Annotated in this window: 14 protein-coding genes; 10 read left to right on the top strand and 4 right to left on the bottom strand. The window is 47.4% G+C overall.

All coding sequences use genetic code 11. The features are described from left to right. Positions 1-20: 20 nt before the first annotated feature. The 5 genes from hutU (at position 21) to ACQCN2_RS17310 (ending at position 5131) form a co-directional block, all read left to right on the top strand. The gene (hutU, locus tag ACQCN2_RS17330) at positions 21-1682 is read left to right on the top strand and encodes a urocanate hydratase (RefSeq protein ID WP_426930199.1); all 1662 of its coding nucleotides are present in this window, start codon (positions 21-23) and stop codon (positions 1680-1682) included. A gap of 4 nt (positions 1683-1686) precedes the next feature. Next, complete coding sequence (gene hutI, locus ACQCN2_RS17325; protein ID WP_426930198.1) at positions 1687-2982, top strand: imidazolonepropionase; 1296 nt, start codon at positions 1687-1689, stop codon at positions 2980-2982. Further along, a complete protein-coding gene (locus ACQCN2_RS17320) occupies positions 2975-3952 on the top strand; it encodes an agmatinase family protein (protein WP_426930197.1) in 978 nt (325 codons plus the stop codon). The genes hutI and ACQCN2_RS17320 overlap by 8 nt, the downstream gene beginning before the upstream one ends. A gap of 63 nt (positions 3953-4015) precedes the next feature. Then, positions 4016-4753 carry a class I SAM-dependent methyltransferase gene (locus tag ACQCN2_RS17315; RefSeq protein WP_426930196.1) on the top strand — a complete coding sequence of 246 codons (738 nt, stop codon included), beginning with the start codon at positions 4016-4018 and terminating at the stop codon, positions 4751-4753. 93 nt (positions 4754-4846) lie between these two features. Next, complete coding sequence (locus ACQCN2_RS17310) at positions 4847-5131, top strand: 4a-hydroxytetrahydrobiopterin dehydratase (protein WP_426930195.1); 285 nt, start codon at positions 4847-4849, stop codon at positions 5129-5131. Positions 5132-5219: 88 nt separating this feature from the next. Here the strand turns inward: ACQCN2_RS17310 and ACQCN2_RS17305 are convergent, their stop codons facing one another. Next, on the bottom strand, positions 5220-6101 hold the full coding sequence (locus ACQCN2_RS17305; RefSeq protein ID WP_426930194.1) for an alpha/beta fold hydrolase: 882 nt from the start codon (positions 6099-6101) through the stop codon (positions 5220-5222). A gap of 205 nt (positions 6102-6306) precedes the next feature. Here ACQCN2_RS17305 and ACQCN2_RS17300 point away from each other — a divergent pair, with 205 nt between their 5' ends. The 4 genes from ACQCN2_RS17300 to ACQCN2_RS17285 are packed head-to-tail and all read left to right on the top strand — an operon-like array spanning position 6307 to position 8422. Then, complete coding sequence (locus ACQCN2_RS17300; protein WP_426930193.1) at positions 6307-6705, top strand: NUDIX hydrolase; 399 nt, start codon at positions 6307-6309, stop codon at positions 6703-6705. 41 nt (positions 6706-6746) lie between these two features. Then, positions 6747-7328: a class I SAM-dependent methyltransferase gene (locus ACQCN2_RS17295; protein ID WP_426930192.1), complete on the top strand. Its 582-nt coding sequence runs from the start codon at positions 6747-6749 to the stop codon at positions 7326-7328. A gap of 21 nt (positions 7329-7349) precedes the next feature. After that, the gene (locus ACQCN2_RS17290; RefSeq protein WP_426930191.1) at positions 7350-7667 is read left to right on the top strand and encodes a hypothetical protein; all 318 of its coding nucleotides are present in this window, start codon (positions 7350-7352) and stop codon (positions 7665-7667) included. Continuing rightward, the gene (locus ACQCN2_RS17285; protein WP_426930190.1) at positions 7664-8422 is read left to right on the top strand and encodes a DUF3109 family protein; all 759 of its coding nucleotides are present in this window, start codon (positions 7664-7666) and stop codon (positions 8420-8422) included. The genes ACQCN2_RS17290 and ACQCN2_RS17285 overlap by 4 nt, the downstream gene beginning before the upstream one ends. Positions 8423-8470: 48 nt before the next feature. On the opposite strand, the gene ACQCN2_RS17280 is transcribed toward ACQCN2_RS17285, so the two are convergent. The 3 genes from ACQCN2_RS17280 to uvsE all read right to left on the bottom strand — a co-directional run bounded on the left by ACQCN2_RS17280 (position 8471) and on the right by uvsE (position 12743). Further along, positions 8471-8989, bottom strand: a complete 519-nt coding sequence (locus ACQCN2_RS17280; protein ID WP_426930189.1) for an acyl-CoA thioesterase — start codon at positions 8987-8989, stop codon at positions 8471-8473. A gap of 486 nt (positions 8990-9475) precedes the next feature. Beyond that, positions 9476-10978, bottom strand: coding sequence for a histidine ammonia-lyase (gene hutH / locus ACQCN2_RS17275; RefSeq protein ID WP_426930244.1), 1503 nt, complete (start codon positions 10976-10978; stop codon positions 9476-9478). A gap of 838 nt (positions 10979-11816) precedes the next feature. After that, positions 11817-12743, bottom strand: coding sequence for a UV DNA damage repair endonuclease UvsE (gene uvsE / locus ACQCN2_RS17270; RefSeq protein ID WP_426930188.1), 927 nt, complete (start codon positions 12741-12743; stop codon positions 11817-11819). A 118-nt stretch (positions 12744-12861) separates the two neighbouring features. On the opposite strand from uvsE, the gene ACQCN2_RS17265 reads away from it, so the two are divergent. Further along, complete coding sequence (locus ACQCN2_RS17265) at positions 12862-13212, top strand: carboxymuconolactone decarboxylase family protein (protein ID WP_426930187.1); 351 nt, start codon at positions 12862-12864, stop codon at positions 13210-13212. Positions 13213-13356: the final 144 nt, after the last annotated feature.

Here is a 13356-nt window from a genome sequence, read left to right as displayed (position 1 = left end):
ACAATCAAGGGGGAAAAGGTATGACGCAACAAACACGAGTAATTCGCGCGAAACGTGGTGCCGAAATGGAATGCAAAGGCTGGGTACAAGAAGCCGCCCTGCGGATGATGATGAACAATCTGGACCCTGAGGTTGCTGAACGTCCGGAAGATTTGGTTGTTTACGGTGGAATCGGTAAAGCGGCTCGTAACTGGGAAAGTTTTGACGCAATTGTCAGAAGTTTGCGTGAGCTTAACGACGATGAGACGCTGCTCGTTCAATCAGGTAAACCGGTAGCGGTGTTTAAGTCCCATATCCATGCTCCCCGTGTTCTTTTGGCTAACTCCAATCTGGTTCCAGCATGGGCAAACTGGAATGTATTCCGTGACTTGGAGAAGCGTGGTTTGATCATGTATGGGCAAATGACAGCAGGCTCCTGGATTTACATCGGAACGCAAGGAATTCTGCAAGGAACCTATGAGACGTTTGCGGAGGCTGGGCGTCAGCACTTTGGCGGTTCGCTCAAAGGAACCATTACCGTAACAGCTGGTCTTGGCGGTATGGGTGGTGCGCAACCGTTGGCCGTTACCATGAACGAAGGGGTTGTCATTGCGGTTGAATGTGATCCAACTCGCATTCAACGCCGGATTGAAACACGCTACTGTGATGTGAAAGCGGATACATTGGACGAAGCGCTTCGTCTGGCCAAAGAAGCCAAAGCTGCAGGCAAGCCGCTCTCCATTGGATTGCTCGGCAACGCCGCTGAGATTCTGCCGGAAATGGTTCGTCGAGGAGAGATTCCAGATTTGGTTACCGACCAAACCTCTGCGCATGATCCACTGAACGGCTATCTTCCTGTTGGCTATACAATGGAAGAAGGCTTGAAGCTTCGTCAGGAAAATCCAGAAGAATATGTCCGACTGTCCAAACAAAGCATGGCGATCCATGTACAAGCTATTCTCGATATGCAAAAGCAAGGCGCCATTGCTTTTGATTACGGAAATAATATTCGTCAAGTGGCATTGGAAGAAGGAGTTAAAGATTCTTTCAACTTCCCGGGCTTCGTTCCAGCATTCATCCGTCCGCTGTTCTGCGAAGGCAAAGGGCCGTTCCGTTGGGTAGCACTTTCTGGCGATCCAGAGGATATCTATAAAACAGACGAAGTGATCATGCGCGAATTCGCGGATAATGAACATCTGGTGCGCTGGATCAAGATGGCGCAAGAAAAAGTACAATTCCAGGGACTTCCTTCCCGTATTTGTTGGCTGGGGTATGGAGAGCGAGCCAAATTCGGACGCATCATCAACGAAATGGTGGCAAAAGGCGAGTTGAAAGCGCCTATCGTTATTGGTCGTGACCACCTCGACTGCGGTTCTGTAGCTTCTCCTAATCGTGAAACAGAAGCGATGAAAGACGGCAGTGACGCGATTGCGGACTGGCCGATTCTGAACGCGATGATTAATGCCGTGAATGGCGCAAGCTGGGTTTCCGTCCACCATGGCGGCGGTGTGGGAATGGGCTATTCCTTGCATGCTGGAATGGTTATCGTAGCAGATGGCACACCGGAAGCAGCGGAACGCTTAGAGCGCGTGCTTACTTCCGATCCGGGAATGGGTGTTGTTCGTCACGTAGATGCAGGGTATGAGTTAGCGATTCAAACAGCCAAGGAAAAAGGCGTGAAGATCCCGATGATGGGGGAATAAAGCGATGAATAAAGGCGAATTGATTGTAGGCGCCAGTCAAATTCTCACACTGGCTGGAAACAACGAGAAACCACGTACGCATGAGGGAATGCGTGATCTTGGCATCCTAGAAGGACAAGGCAATGCAATTGCCATTTATAACGGCAAGATTGTGAGCGTAGGATCAGAGGGGCATGGGATTACCGTGCTCAAAGAATTAGGTGTAAGCAAGGATCATATTGAACGTATCGACGCGAAAGGCAAGCTGGTTATGCCGGGCTTGATTGATCCGCATACCCATCTGGTTTTTGCCGGGTCGCGTGAATATGAATTAGAGCTTCGAATGAATGGGGCAACCTATCTGGAAATTCTCGAAAAGGGTGGCGGAATTCTCTCCACCACCCGCAAAACGAGAGAAGCTTCCGAAGATCAGCTGACGGACGAGGCATGGCCTAGACTTGACGCGTTCCTTCGCTATGGCGTAACCACCGTGGAAGCGAAGAGCGGATACGGCTTAACCGTTGAGGATGAGCTAAAGCAGTTGCGTGTAGCCAAACAACTGAATGAAAAGCATCCGATTGAAATCGTCTCCACCTTCATGGGGGCTCATGCCATTCCAATGGAGTTCAAGGCCAATCCCGATGATTTCGTCGATCTTATCATTCAGGAGATGCTGCCAAAAGTGGCTGAAGAGAATCTTGCGGCGTTCTGTGATGTGTTCTGTGAGCATGGCGTCTTTACGTTAGAGCAATCCGAGCGAATCCTCGAGGCAGGCAAAGCTTACGGACTTCGCGCCAAAATCCACGCGGATGAGATCGAGCCAATGGGCGGCGCGGAACTTGCAGCTAAAGTGGGAGCCATCTCCGCTGATCACCTTCTCAAAGCATCGGATGAAGGCATTCAGGCAATGGCGGAAGCGGGCGTAGTGGCCACACTTTTACCAGGTACAGCGTTCTTCTTAATGGCCGAATTTGCCCGCGGTCGTCACATGATTGACCTAGGCTGTCCAGTTGCGCTCTCAACCGACCGTAATCCAGGATCTTCGCCTACAGAGAACCTGCAGCTCATCATGAATCTGGCATGCTTCCATATGAAGTTGACGCCAGCTGAAGTCATCGTGGCAACGACGATCAACGCGGCGCATGCCATCGGCGTAGCGGATCGTCTGGGAAGCATCGAGGCAGGCAAACAAGCGGATATCGTCATGATGGATGTGCCAACCTATCAGCATTTGCAGTACAACTTCGGAATCAACCATGTAGATACGGTGATCAAGGCTGGTCAAATCGTCGTTTCAGGGGGACAACTTCGCTATGAATAATAACCCGTATCTTCTCCCGCCTGCGCTGATCAACCGAATTGGTGGAGCAGACCGCTTAGATCGCAAAGTCAGTCAGTGGATTCAAAGCTATCAAGCAGGGGATACACCCGATGTAGGGTTCATCGGTGCTCCTCTGTCCCGTTCGTCTATCAGCGCGTCTGCGGCTAGTGAAACACCGAATGCCGTGCGGATGGCGTGGCGCGGGTTTAGTACTTGGTACGCGGATTTCGATGTGGAGCTGTCTGATTTGCATGTAGCGGATCTAGGTGATATCAAGATGCACACGACGGATATTCTTCGTTGCCAATCCAATATTGAAGAAGGTTTGTTCCACTTGTATCAAGAGCTCCCAACCATGCTCCCGATCGTCATTGGCGGAGATCACTCTATTACCCGCCCATCGTTAAAGGCGTTTGCACGAGCTAACGAAGGAAAAAAAGTGGGTTTGATTCAATTTGACACCCATTTTGACGTTCGTAATCTGGAAGATGGGGGACCTAGCAACGGAACACCATTCAGAGGATTATTAGACGATGAAGTGATCAAAGGCGAAAATATCGTGCAGATTGGCATCCACGGGTTCTCCAATTCACGAGCTTATCGGGATTACGTCCGAGAAAATGGCATCACGTACTATACCATGCGCCAAGTCCGCCAGATCGGCTTGGAGCCACTAATGCATCAAGTGGTGCGTGACCTCTCCTCCAAAGTGGATGTCATTTATGTAACAGTAGATATTGACGTGCTGGACTTGTCCCATTGTCCCGGTTCTCCAGGAGCGGCACCCGGTGGCATGATGTCTTGGGAGTTGTTTGAAGCGGTTTATCACCTGGGACTTCATCCGCAAGTGGGAGCACTTGATTTAGTGGAGCTTGACCCTTTCCGAGACGTTTCACAGCTTTCGGTTAAGTCTGGATGCCATGTGCTCTTGTCCTTCCTCGCCGGTGTGCAAAAACGGGTGAAAGGCTGAGGTTTCTCTCTTGAACTGTGGTATAATAATCCGATATTCTACCAAAGGGAGAGATGGAAATACATGACTGAAGCTTGGTTTGAACGCAGCTTTCGTGAGGATTACCTTCTGGTGTATCAGCATCGGGATGAAACTTCTGCGGATCAGGAAATTGCCAATCTACTTAACCATCTTCCCATCAGACAAACGGGACGCATCCTTGATTTGTGTTGCGGGAGCGGAAGGCATTCACGAGCATTGGCCAGAAGAGGATATGAGGTCGTAGGGGTAGATTTATCACCAGTGCTTCTCGCCTTAGCCGAGGAGCATAATACATTTGATCATCTTTCCTTCTATCAATATGACATGCGTGACATTCCCTTTGAGAATGAATTCGACGTCGTCGTGAATCTCTTTACCAGCTTTGGCTACTTTTCAACGGATGAAGAAAATGCCAAGGTCATCGGCAATATGTCCCGTGCCCTTAAACAAGGCGGGGAGGTCTTGATTGACTACCTCAATCCGGCTTATGTCAAAGCCAATCTCGTTTCACGTTCCGAACGTGAAATGGATGGTTTATTCATCGAGGAAAATCGTTTCATCGAAAATGGATACGTCAAGAAACGGATTACCGTCAGAGATGCGGAAGCATCCAACCCGAGAGAGTATCAGGAGCAGGTCCGGCTGTACGAGTGCTCAGATATGATCCAGATGCTAAAACAAGCGGGTTTTAGTCAGATTCAGGTGTTTGGAGATTACGCTTTCCAACCGTACGCATGCGAAACGTCTCCAAGAATGATCTTTTTTGGAATAAAGGATTAATTTTTTCTTAAGCGAGCGTTTGCTGTGACTAACCCTATCGGTCGATGAATATGATGGGATATGAAGATTCTATCGACCGAGGGGGGATTCGGCATGACGAAACTAACCATTGAGCAAATCAAATGGAACCTGAACAAGGTGCCCGGCTGGAAATTAGTAGAGGATCAACATGCGTTGTACCGAACGTTTACTTATCAAGATTTTCAGAAGGCCGTCCTGTTTATTAATCAAATATCCGAATACGTGGATCAAGACGCGAACCATCTAGACATTCACATCAGTGGATCGATTGTAACGATCTCCCTGTCGACACAGAACAAAGGGCTGACTGGAAAAGATTTCGCTTTGGCCCAGATGATTAGCAAGCTGGCCTTATAGTTTTTTTTGATTTCAGATCATTTACTAGATATTTTTGATAGCGGTTACAGGTAGACCATTCAGCCTATGTTGGCTCAATGGTCTTTTTTCATTCATAATAGGTTTGGAAAAAATTTCGGATCTCCTGATTGATCGAGAGTAACCGTTGTTCAGAAGGGAAATGGCCCATCTCGTAGGACAAGCATTTTACCAGATTTGGAATGGTCTCACTTGCTTTGTGAACCACCTTCTCTGATGGAAAGAAAATGTCCTTTGAGCCAGCAATGATCATGGTCGGAGAGGATAAGTTCACTAGCTCGGATTTGTCCGTAAGCTTGGGCATGTTTCGTTCCAACCTGACAGATTTGAATATTTCACCAATAATCATCTTGTCGGTTTCCTGCATCGTTTGCAATGACATAGCGTCGGCAATCTTTTGAAGAGGCCTATCAGAATTGTTCAATTTAAAAAGGAGTAAAGGAAACAATATCATTCTAAGCATGCTTGCTTTTGAACCTAACGCAAGGCCAGCGGGTGAGATTAGAACAGAGCACGCGATCTTATCAGGTAGATAGGTCGCCAGTCTTAATATGATCCCCGCACCATACGATGGGCCGATAAAAGCGCTTTTTGTGATACTAAAAGCATCCATTAGATCGCTTAACCATAAAGCAAAGTGATCATTCTTGGCGGAAATCCTGGTTTCGTCACTATAACCGGGGTGTCCAATGGTATCCGGCGCGTAGATTCGATAATCATGGAACAGAGACTTAAACCAAGAAAGAGTCATGGGATTAATACAATTACCACCTTGTAGAATGAAAACAGGCTTCGCGTCTTTAGGCCCAGTTACCAAAGTATGCGTGACTCCAAAACGGGTAGAAACATGTATTCTCTCAAAATCAGCCGGGAGTAATTCTAGGTAGGAGTCGTATGCGGCAAGAACTCTTGATTTTCCCTCTGTACTTGTGTAAATCGTATGATCCTTCATCGGACAGCTCCAGTCATTTTAAAAAAGTATCTGGATTTATGATAGCATTTTTTGCCAGTAGCGAGTTGAATTTCAAGCGGTCTTTCCCAATCAGGATTGTGATGACGAGGATTTGTTTGTCAACTGCTTTGGTTCATTGATATAGTAGTAGAGAGAACTTATTTCAGGTTTCCATTGGTTGTTTTTAAGGAAATGAGGCGATAAATTGTCAGTATCACTTCCAATCTCCATTAAAGGAATCCTTCTTGATCAACAACGTGTGCTTCTCGTCAAAAATGAGCGGTTGGTGTGGGAGCTCCCAGGTGGCAGACTTGAACCGGGAGAAACTCCGGAAGCAGCACTCCGGCGTGAATTGCTAGAGGAACTAGGCGTTCAATGTTCTGTGAAGAGCATTGTGGATGCCTGGGTATTTCCAGTATTTAAAAATCGGGAAGTTTTTATCGTCACATATAGATGTGAGTGTGATGACTTGAAACAGATTCAACTTAGTGCTGAGCATGTGGAATATGGTTGGTTTGACTTGAAGGAGCTTGGATCTATTCCATTGCCGAATGGGTATAAGCGTTCCATTGAGCGAAGCATCCAGCATTCGGCTCTTTCCTAAAAAATGATCGATGATTTGATGAGATGTGCGGGGGGAAACCTATGGAAGATTACGTTGCGCGTAATAAGGAAACGTTTGACCGTCTAGGCAGTGCCGCCACAGACGTAGCCGAGCTTATGAAGAATGCGTCTATCTGTTTGCCTGCTTTTCAAATGATGCTCGGCGGAAGCCGCGTTCTCGATTTGGGATGCGGAGTGGGCAGTGACTCCTTGCGATTAAAGCGATACAGTCTGGAAGTGCAGGGCTTGGATATTAGTGAAGCGATGCTGGCGGAGGCCAAACGTCAGGTAGAAGGAGTCTCGTTTTCCCAAGGGGATTTTCGCGCATTGCCGTTTGAAGACAAAAGCTTTGACGGTGTCTGGGCGAATGGCTCTCTTTTTTACGTGACAGCCGAAGATCTCGCCAAAACCTTAAGCGAAGTGATGCGAATTTTGAAGCCTGGTGGCGTGTTTTTTGCCTCGTATCTCTTGGGAGATGGGGAGTTCTACCACGACAATTTGTATCATCATTGCTATCAGGAAGCAGAGATCGAACAGAAGTATCACGAGGCAGGGTTCAAAACGATTGACCGAACCTGGACGACTGACGAGGATAAGTTTATGTGCATTCTTGCAGTGAAGTAAGAAATCGTAGGAGGATCATTTATGGACATTCAATCTCACAAGCAATTGCTTGAGACTTTACAACCGTATGCATCCCTGCAGGTGACTGCTATCTATACCCAATGGGACAGTGAATCGGCGGATGAGGAGGAGGTTATCGATTTTCAAGCAAAGCTGCAGGAATTTCGCTTAACCGATAACGAGTTCGGTGAAAAGGACTTGTTCCTGTTGTTCGTTGACGGGGACGAAGAGATCGAATTATTAATGGAGATTCCAGCGGCAGAGGAAGATCTGGGAGTTTTGGACGACGGACAATTTCGCTTGTTTGGAACTGAGGCTGAGCTGATTCTGAAAAAATGAGCACAAGAACAGCCTATTCGTATTACGGAACCCCCGATTTGATGGGAGAAAAAGAAATATATCGTCTAAAAAAATACGTAAAGCAGAAGAAAGCGAAACTGGTCGAAAGTGGCCGGTTTTTGCTTGATCTGGAAGCGTTGAATCGGTTGTTTATGCTGGATTGCTTCAATTGCAAGGATGTTCATCAAGAGACCTGTTGTGAAAAGGGAGAGCCATACTCAGTGCCGTATCAGCAGGTTCAGCGGATGGAGAGGTATGTTGCCCAGATGAAGGATGGATACCTGATGCCTGAAGTGAAGCAAACCATCCAGGAAAAAGGAGTCTGGCAAACAGGCACACTGGATACCATTAAACGGCACGAAGGAAATTGTTTGTTTGTGACCACTTGCAATGGGAAATCCTGCTGCGCGATTCATGCCCATGCGGCGGCTCATGATCATGATGTTTTTCCGGTCAAGCCTTTCAGCTGTCAACTATACCCAATTGATCTAATCCGCATGCCGGACAAGATTCTGATTACCTCCCTAACGGAGGAGACGGTAGGCTTCTCACGCTGGAGCAAAGATTATTTGGAATTATTTTACTGTTCGAGTATGGAGCGTAGATTAAGCGACCGAGCACTTGCCGAAGAAGTTTTCCCTGTCAAAGGGTATCGCTCCGCCTATTCGTGGGGACGAGATGTACTGCTTCGTGAGTTCGGCTCCTCGTTGGTAGAAGTGTTAGACCCTTACTTTGAACCAGTAGCTGCCACATAAAAAACGAAAAAACCGATTCCTGTCTGATGGGGAATCGGTTTATTTGCACTAATCTTGCTGACTCTGCCCTTGAGCATCATAGAATTTCTGATGCTGCTTGCGGTGCTCCCGACGTTCCTTCCGAATCCGGTAGCGGTCTTGGGCACTGTTATAATGAAACTTCTCTTCTTCCGTTTCCGGATAAACAGGCGGAACAGGAATGGATTTGCCATTACCATCGATGGCTACAAACGTCAGGTAGGAGGTAGCTGTGAGATGACGCTCTCCAGTAAGCAAATCCTCAGATTCAACTTGCACGAAAATTTCCATGGAGGTTGTATGAGTCCAGGTTACAAAAGCTTCCAGACAAATTGCCTGTCCTACTCGGATCGGGTGAAGGAAATCCAGGCTGTCGTTTGATGCGGTGACTACAGCGGATCGGCAGTGACGCATGGCTGCCACACTGGCGATTTTATCGACATAGGCCATTACTTTGCCACCGAACATGGTTCCGTGGTAGTTGGTATCTGGTGGGAGTACGATGTCCGTCATGTAGGTTCGGGATGCACTCATTGGTTTCGCTTGCATGTGACTCTCCATCCTTTTATGAGTAACAAAATGAATTCGCGTATACTTAAATCTCCATCATTCTAACGCAATCTTAACAAGATGACAATGCTGTAAAATGGAGTGGATAAATAGCTGAAATTTCGTGAAAATTTAGAAGAACAGCAGAAAGACTTCGTCCCTTTACGCTCTGTTTAAGCTCGCGTGTAGCATCTTATGTCCGCTCCGTTCACTACGGAAGGGAGTCGACAAGAAAATCGCTTCGCTTCTCAGTCTGATGTAAAGAATGCCGACTCTTTTCCTTCCTACGTTCTCTGCGCTAAGTATCGCTTAAAAGGAGCTAGAGTGACGAAGTCTTTTCTTGGTGGGCTTGCGCGAATGGAAGGAAAGTTTTAATTACTTTACCGTTGTAAAGCAATTAAATTTTCCAGTATGGTTAAAAAAGCCTGGTCATTTAAGACCAGGCTTTAGAAGCGTTATGTTCCTAGAAAGTAATGATGGCGCGAATTATTGGGCAATCTCGGAGTGAAGCAAAGTCTCTGCTGCCACCATATCTGGATGCATCTCACGGTCATAGACGAGGCGTGGAACTGCGGCACGCAGACGATCATATGCCTTTTGCGTTCCAACTCCCAATTTACCTTCTCCAAAATCAATAGCTTGGGCAGCCGCCAAATACTCGATAGCAAGCACCTTGCGCACGTTGCCAACGACCGTGCGAAGTTTTCGAGCGGAAGTTGTTCCCATACTCACGTGATCCTCTTGGTTGGCAGAGGATGGAATGGAATCGACGGATGCGGGATGACACAGGACTTTATTTTCGGAGACGATGGAAGCCGCCGCGTACTGTGTAATCATGAAACCGGAGTGAAGACCACCGTTCGGAGTCAAGAAGGCTGGCAGTCCGCTCAACTGTGGATTAACCAAACGCTCTGTTCGACGCTCGGAGATATTGGCAAGCTCAGACATCGCGATCGCCAGGAAGTCAGCAACCAGAGCCATCGGTTGGCCATGGAAGTTTCCGCCGGAGATCACATCACCCGTTTCAGGGAACAGAATGGGATTATCGGTCACACTGTTGCATTCAATTGTGACTTTGTTCCACACATACTCTAGCGTGTCACGAGTTGCGCCATGAACCTGAGGGATGCAACGCAAGCTGTACGGATCCTGCACGCGCAGCTCGCCTTGTTCACTTGTACGCTCACTGCCTGCGAGAATCTCCAGCAGACGCTTCGCCGAGTCTTGCTGTCCTTGGTGCGGACGAACGGAGTGGAGTTGTGGATCGTATGCTTTTGGAATACCGCGCAATGCTTCAACCGTCATAGCGGCAACCACTTCCGCATTTTCCATGATGATTCGCGCATCATAGAGAGCCAAAGCCAAGTTGGCGGTCATCGCCTGTGTGCCATTAATAAGAGCAAGACCTTCCTTGGCGTGCAATTGGATCGGAGTTAAACCAGCGGCATTGAGCGCTTCGGCACCCTTCATCCGGTTTCCTTGATACTCAGCTTCTCCTTTTCCAAGCATAACTAGCACGAGGTGGGCAAGAGGAGCAAGGTCTCCGCTTGCGCCAAGGGAACCTTGCTGAGGAATGATCGGATGCACTCCACGATTACACATTTCAATCAGCAATTGCAAAGTTTCCAGACGGATACCTGAATAACCTTTGGCCAAGGCGTTGACGCGGAGTGCCATCATCGCGCGAACCACCTCGGAAGCATAAGGTTCACCCATACCGCATGCATGGCTCATAATCAAATTCTCTTGCAAGGCACTTACTTCTTCAGCCGGAATGACGACATCTGAGAATTTTCCGAAGCCTGTAGTGATGCCGTACACCACTTTTTGATTCGTCACCATTTCTTCAACCATCTGGCGGGAGCGCTTCACCAGCGAGATCGCTTCATCGGATAGTTGAATGTGCGCACCCTGGCGCGCAATCGCTGCAACCTGTTCAATGGTAAGTCCTGATCCATTCAAGGCAATTGGTTGTTCCATGTTAATCATCATGTCTGATTTTCCTCCTTTAATAAGGCAGAGAGGCAAAAGCAAAGGGGTTAGGAACAGTTCCTAACCCCTTGGAAAATCCTGTATATGGTTGAAATGACGAAGCCGACATTTACCTCGCATATTTGAGTCTCCTCGCTTTTATCCTTATGTATCATTGTAGTCTATACACGCGGATAGTCAACGGTTGAATACACAATTTTTTCACAATATGCTTGTACGACACGAAAATGGGCGCATGAACCTGCAAAAAAATAGGCAAGTGTCGTTTCTTGATGAGGTCAAATGTCATACCATGTACTGTGTCATGTAACCAGAAAGGACGTGTGCCAAGAATGGAAAGAAGACCTGTTCCGCCATCTCAACCCGTGCCGGTACCTCCTATACAGCAGGCACCTATACAACAGCAGGCACCTATAGTACCGCCTCCGAGACCGCCTGTACAGATGCCAATTATTCCTCCGAGACCGCCAGTTCAGATGCCAATTATGCCTCCGAAAAAAGAAATGCCAATTATGCCGCCCGCACCTAGGCCAGCTCCACCTATGCATATGAAAATCCACATGTACATGTACAAGTATCATTTCCACTTGGAAAGAATGCAATACTTCCAGGAGATGTGCCATAGGCATCGTCACCACAAGAAAAGATTTCAAACGTTCTACAAGCACTATATGCACCACAAACACAAAGTTCATTACTACTACGACAGATGCCACCATATGGAAAGCAGTTCATCCTCTAGCTGTGGTTGTGACTGCGGAGGCTCATCATCAAGCTCGAGCTGCTAAACCGAGGTTGAACAAATCAAAGCCGAATATAGCGCGAGTACGCCCCCTTACAGATCGGCTAAGTGGGCGTCTTTTTTTGCCTTGGTTAATTCCTTTCGTAATTTAAGCAAGGCTTCGTCTTTATTCTTACATTCGAGCATGATATCAAGCGCATACTCCTTCACCAGTTCGAGAAACGCTAGGAAATCCTGGACGATGATATCATCGGCGTGACTTCGGAAATCCTCGTTGGAACGTGGAGAAGAGAAGTGCATCTTGGGCGTACGCGATCCCCAAGTCTGAATAATCCGGGGCAGATAATCTACGATCTCTTCGCCGTGATTGACGCAATGATGATGATGAATATCCAGCACCATTGGCAGCTTGATTCGTTCGCACAACTCCAACACCTCAGACATTGTAAAGGACGTATCATCATTCTCTACCACGAGACGATTCGTGATATGAGCGGGGAGATGGGCCGCATTTGCAGCAAAGCGGTCCAATGAGTTCTGTTTATCATCGTATACACCCCCGACATGCGTAACCAGAACCGAATTGGAATCCAAGCCCATGGCGTCGAACACACGGGCATGGTAATCAAAATCTTTTACTGTCGAGGCCAGCACATCCTTGTTGGGGGAATTCAGAATGCTATAGTGACCGGGATGAGAGGTCATTCTGATTTGATGCTTGCGGATGAATTCACCGGCTTTTCGGAAGTCCCATTCGAATTCCTTCTGCCAATCCCAATCACTGGTTATCGGATGTGTGGCAAAGGGAACGAACTCGGAAGGCAGACGGTACAGATAGATTTGATGGGACACGTTGTATTCCAGAAGATCCATGAGATTGAAGAAGTTGGATTGCAATACCTTGCGCAGCTTCTTTAATTGCTCGGCCCTCGTAAGTTTGTTCAGTTGCACTAACGTGGTTTTTTTATTGGGATTGTTCGTTGTTGCCATGCTGATACAGGCATAGCCCAAACGGATCAAACTCAACACCTCCCACTCAACTTGTCATTCTGTATTATTCCCCGAAATCACAAAAAACGCTGGTATAACCAGATGAACTAGATAAAAAACTAAACAGGAAATGGAGATAGGAGGGGTAATGATGACCGAACATATCCTTGCGGAAGAATACCGAGAAGGGCTTCGTTCCTTTGCGCAAATGATGCCTGATGTGATGAATGCCTACACCCAGTTTACGACAACCTGTTTTCAGGCTGGGGCGCTTGATCGGAAGCAGAAGCATCTGATGGCAATGGGAATCTCTTTGTTTACGGGAAATGAACATTGTATCGTGTATCATCTTGAAGGGGCTTTAAGCGAAGGCGCCTCAGAAAAGGAAATTGCCGAAACCGTCGCTGTGGCCGGGGCCTACGGAGGAGGAACCACCTTCTCTCACGGAGTGATCCTGGTTAGCGAAGTCATGGGCGAAAAGAATCAATCGCTCCAATAAGGAAGAAATGACCAAGAAAGCTTGAACGCCTAAGGGAAAGGTTCAAGCTTTCTTTTCTGTATGACTTCCGATCCAAGCTTTTCCAGCATATTGATGTATATAAATATAATAATTATTTGCTGTATCATTCCAATTCGGGGAGGA

Source organism: Brevibacillus ginsengisoli (assembly GCF_050113715.1).
Lineage (GTDB): Bacteria > Bacillota > Bacilli > Brevibacillales > Brevibacillaceae > Brevibacillus_H > Brevibacillus_H ginsengisoli.
Note: the sequence above shows the minus strand (reverse complement) of the source record. Positions and strands in the feature narration are given on the sequence as shown.

Bases quoted from the DNA above. Each gene is read 5' to 3' on its own strand.
- hutU (WP_426930199.1), top strand. From the start codon at position 21: ATGACGCAACAAACACGAGTAATTCGCGCGAAACGTGGTGCCGAAATG.
- hutI (WP_426930198.1), top strand. From the start codon at position 1,687: ATGAATAAAGGCGAATTGATTGTAGGCGCCAGTCAAATTCTCACACTG.
- ACQCN2_RS17320 (WP_426930197.1), top strand. From the start codon at position 2,975: ATGAATAATAACCCGTATCTTCTCCCGCCTGCGCTGATCAACCGAATT.
- ACQCN2_RS17315 (WP_426930196.1), top strand. From the start codon at position 4,016: ATGACTGAAGCTTGGTTTGAACGCAGCTTTCGTGAGGATTACCTTCTG.
- ACQCN2_RS17310 (WP_426930195.1), top strand. From the start codon at position 4,847: ATGACGAAACTAACCATTGAGCAAATCAAATGGAACCTGAACAAGGTG.
- ACQCN2_RS17305 (WP_426930194.1), bottom strand. From the start codon at position 6,101: ATGAAGGATCATACGATTTACACAAGTACAGAGGGAAAATCAAGAGTT.
- ACQCN2_RS17295 (WP_426930192.1), top strand. From the start codon at position 6,747: ATGGAAGATTACGTTGCGCGTAATAAGGAAACGTTTGACCGTCTAGGC.
- ACQCN2_RS17290 (WP_426930191.1), top strand. From the start codon at position 7,350: ATGGACATTCAATCTCACAAGCAATTGCTTGAGACTTTACAACCGTAT.
- ACQCN2_RS17285 (WP_426930190.1), top strand. From the start codon at position 7,664: ATGAGCACAAGAACAGCCTATTCGTATTACGGAACCCCCGATTTGATG.
- ACQCN2_RS17280 (WP_426930189.1), bottom strand. From the start codon at position 8,989: ATGCAAGCGAAACCAATGAGTGCATCCCGAACCTACATGACGGACATC.
- hutH (WP_426930244.1), bottom strand. From the start codon at position 10,978: ATGATTAACATGGAACAACCAATTGCCTTGAATGGATCAGGACTTACC.
- ACQCN2_RS17265 (WP_426930187.1), top strand. From the start codon at position 12,862: ATGATGACCGAACATATCCTTGCGGAAGAATACCGAGAAGGGCTTCGT.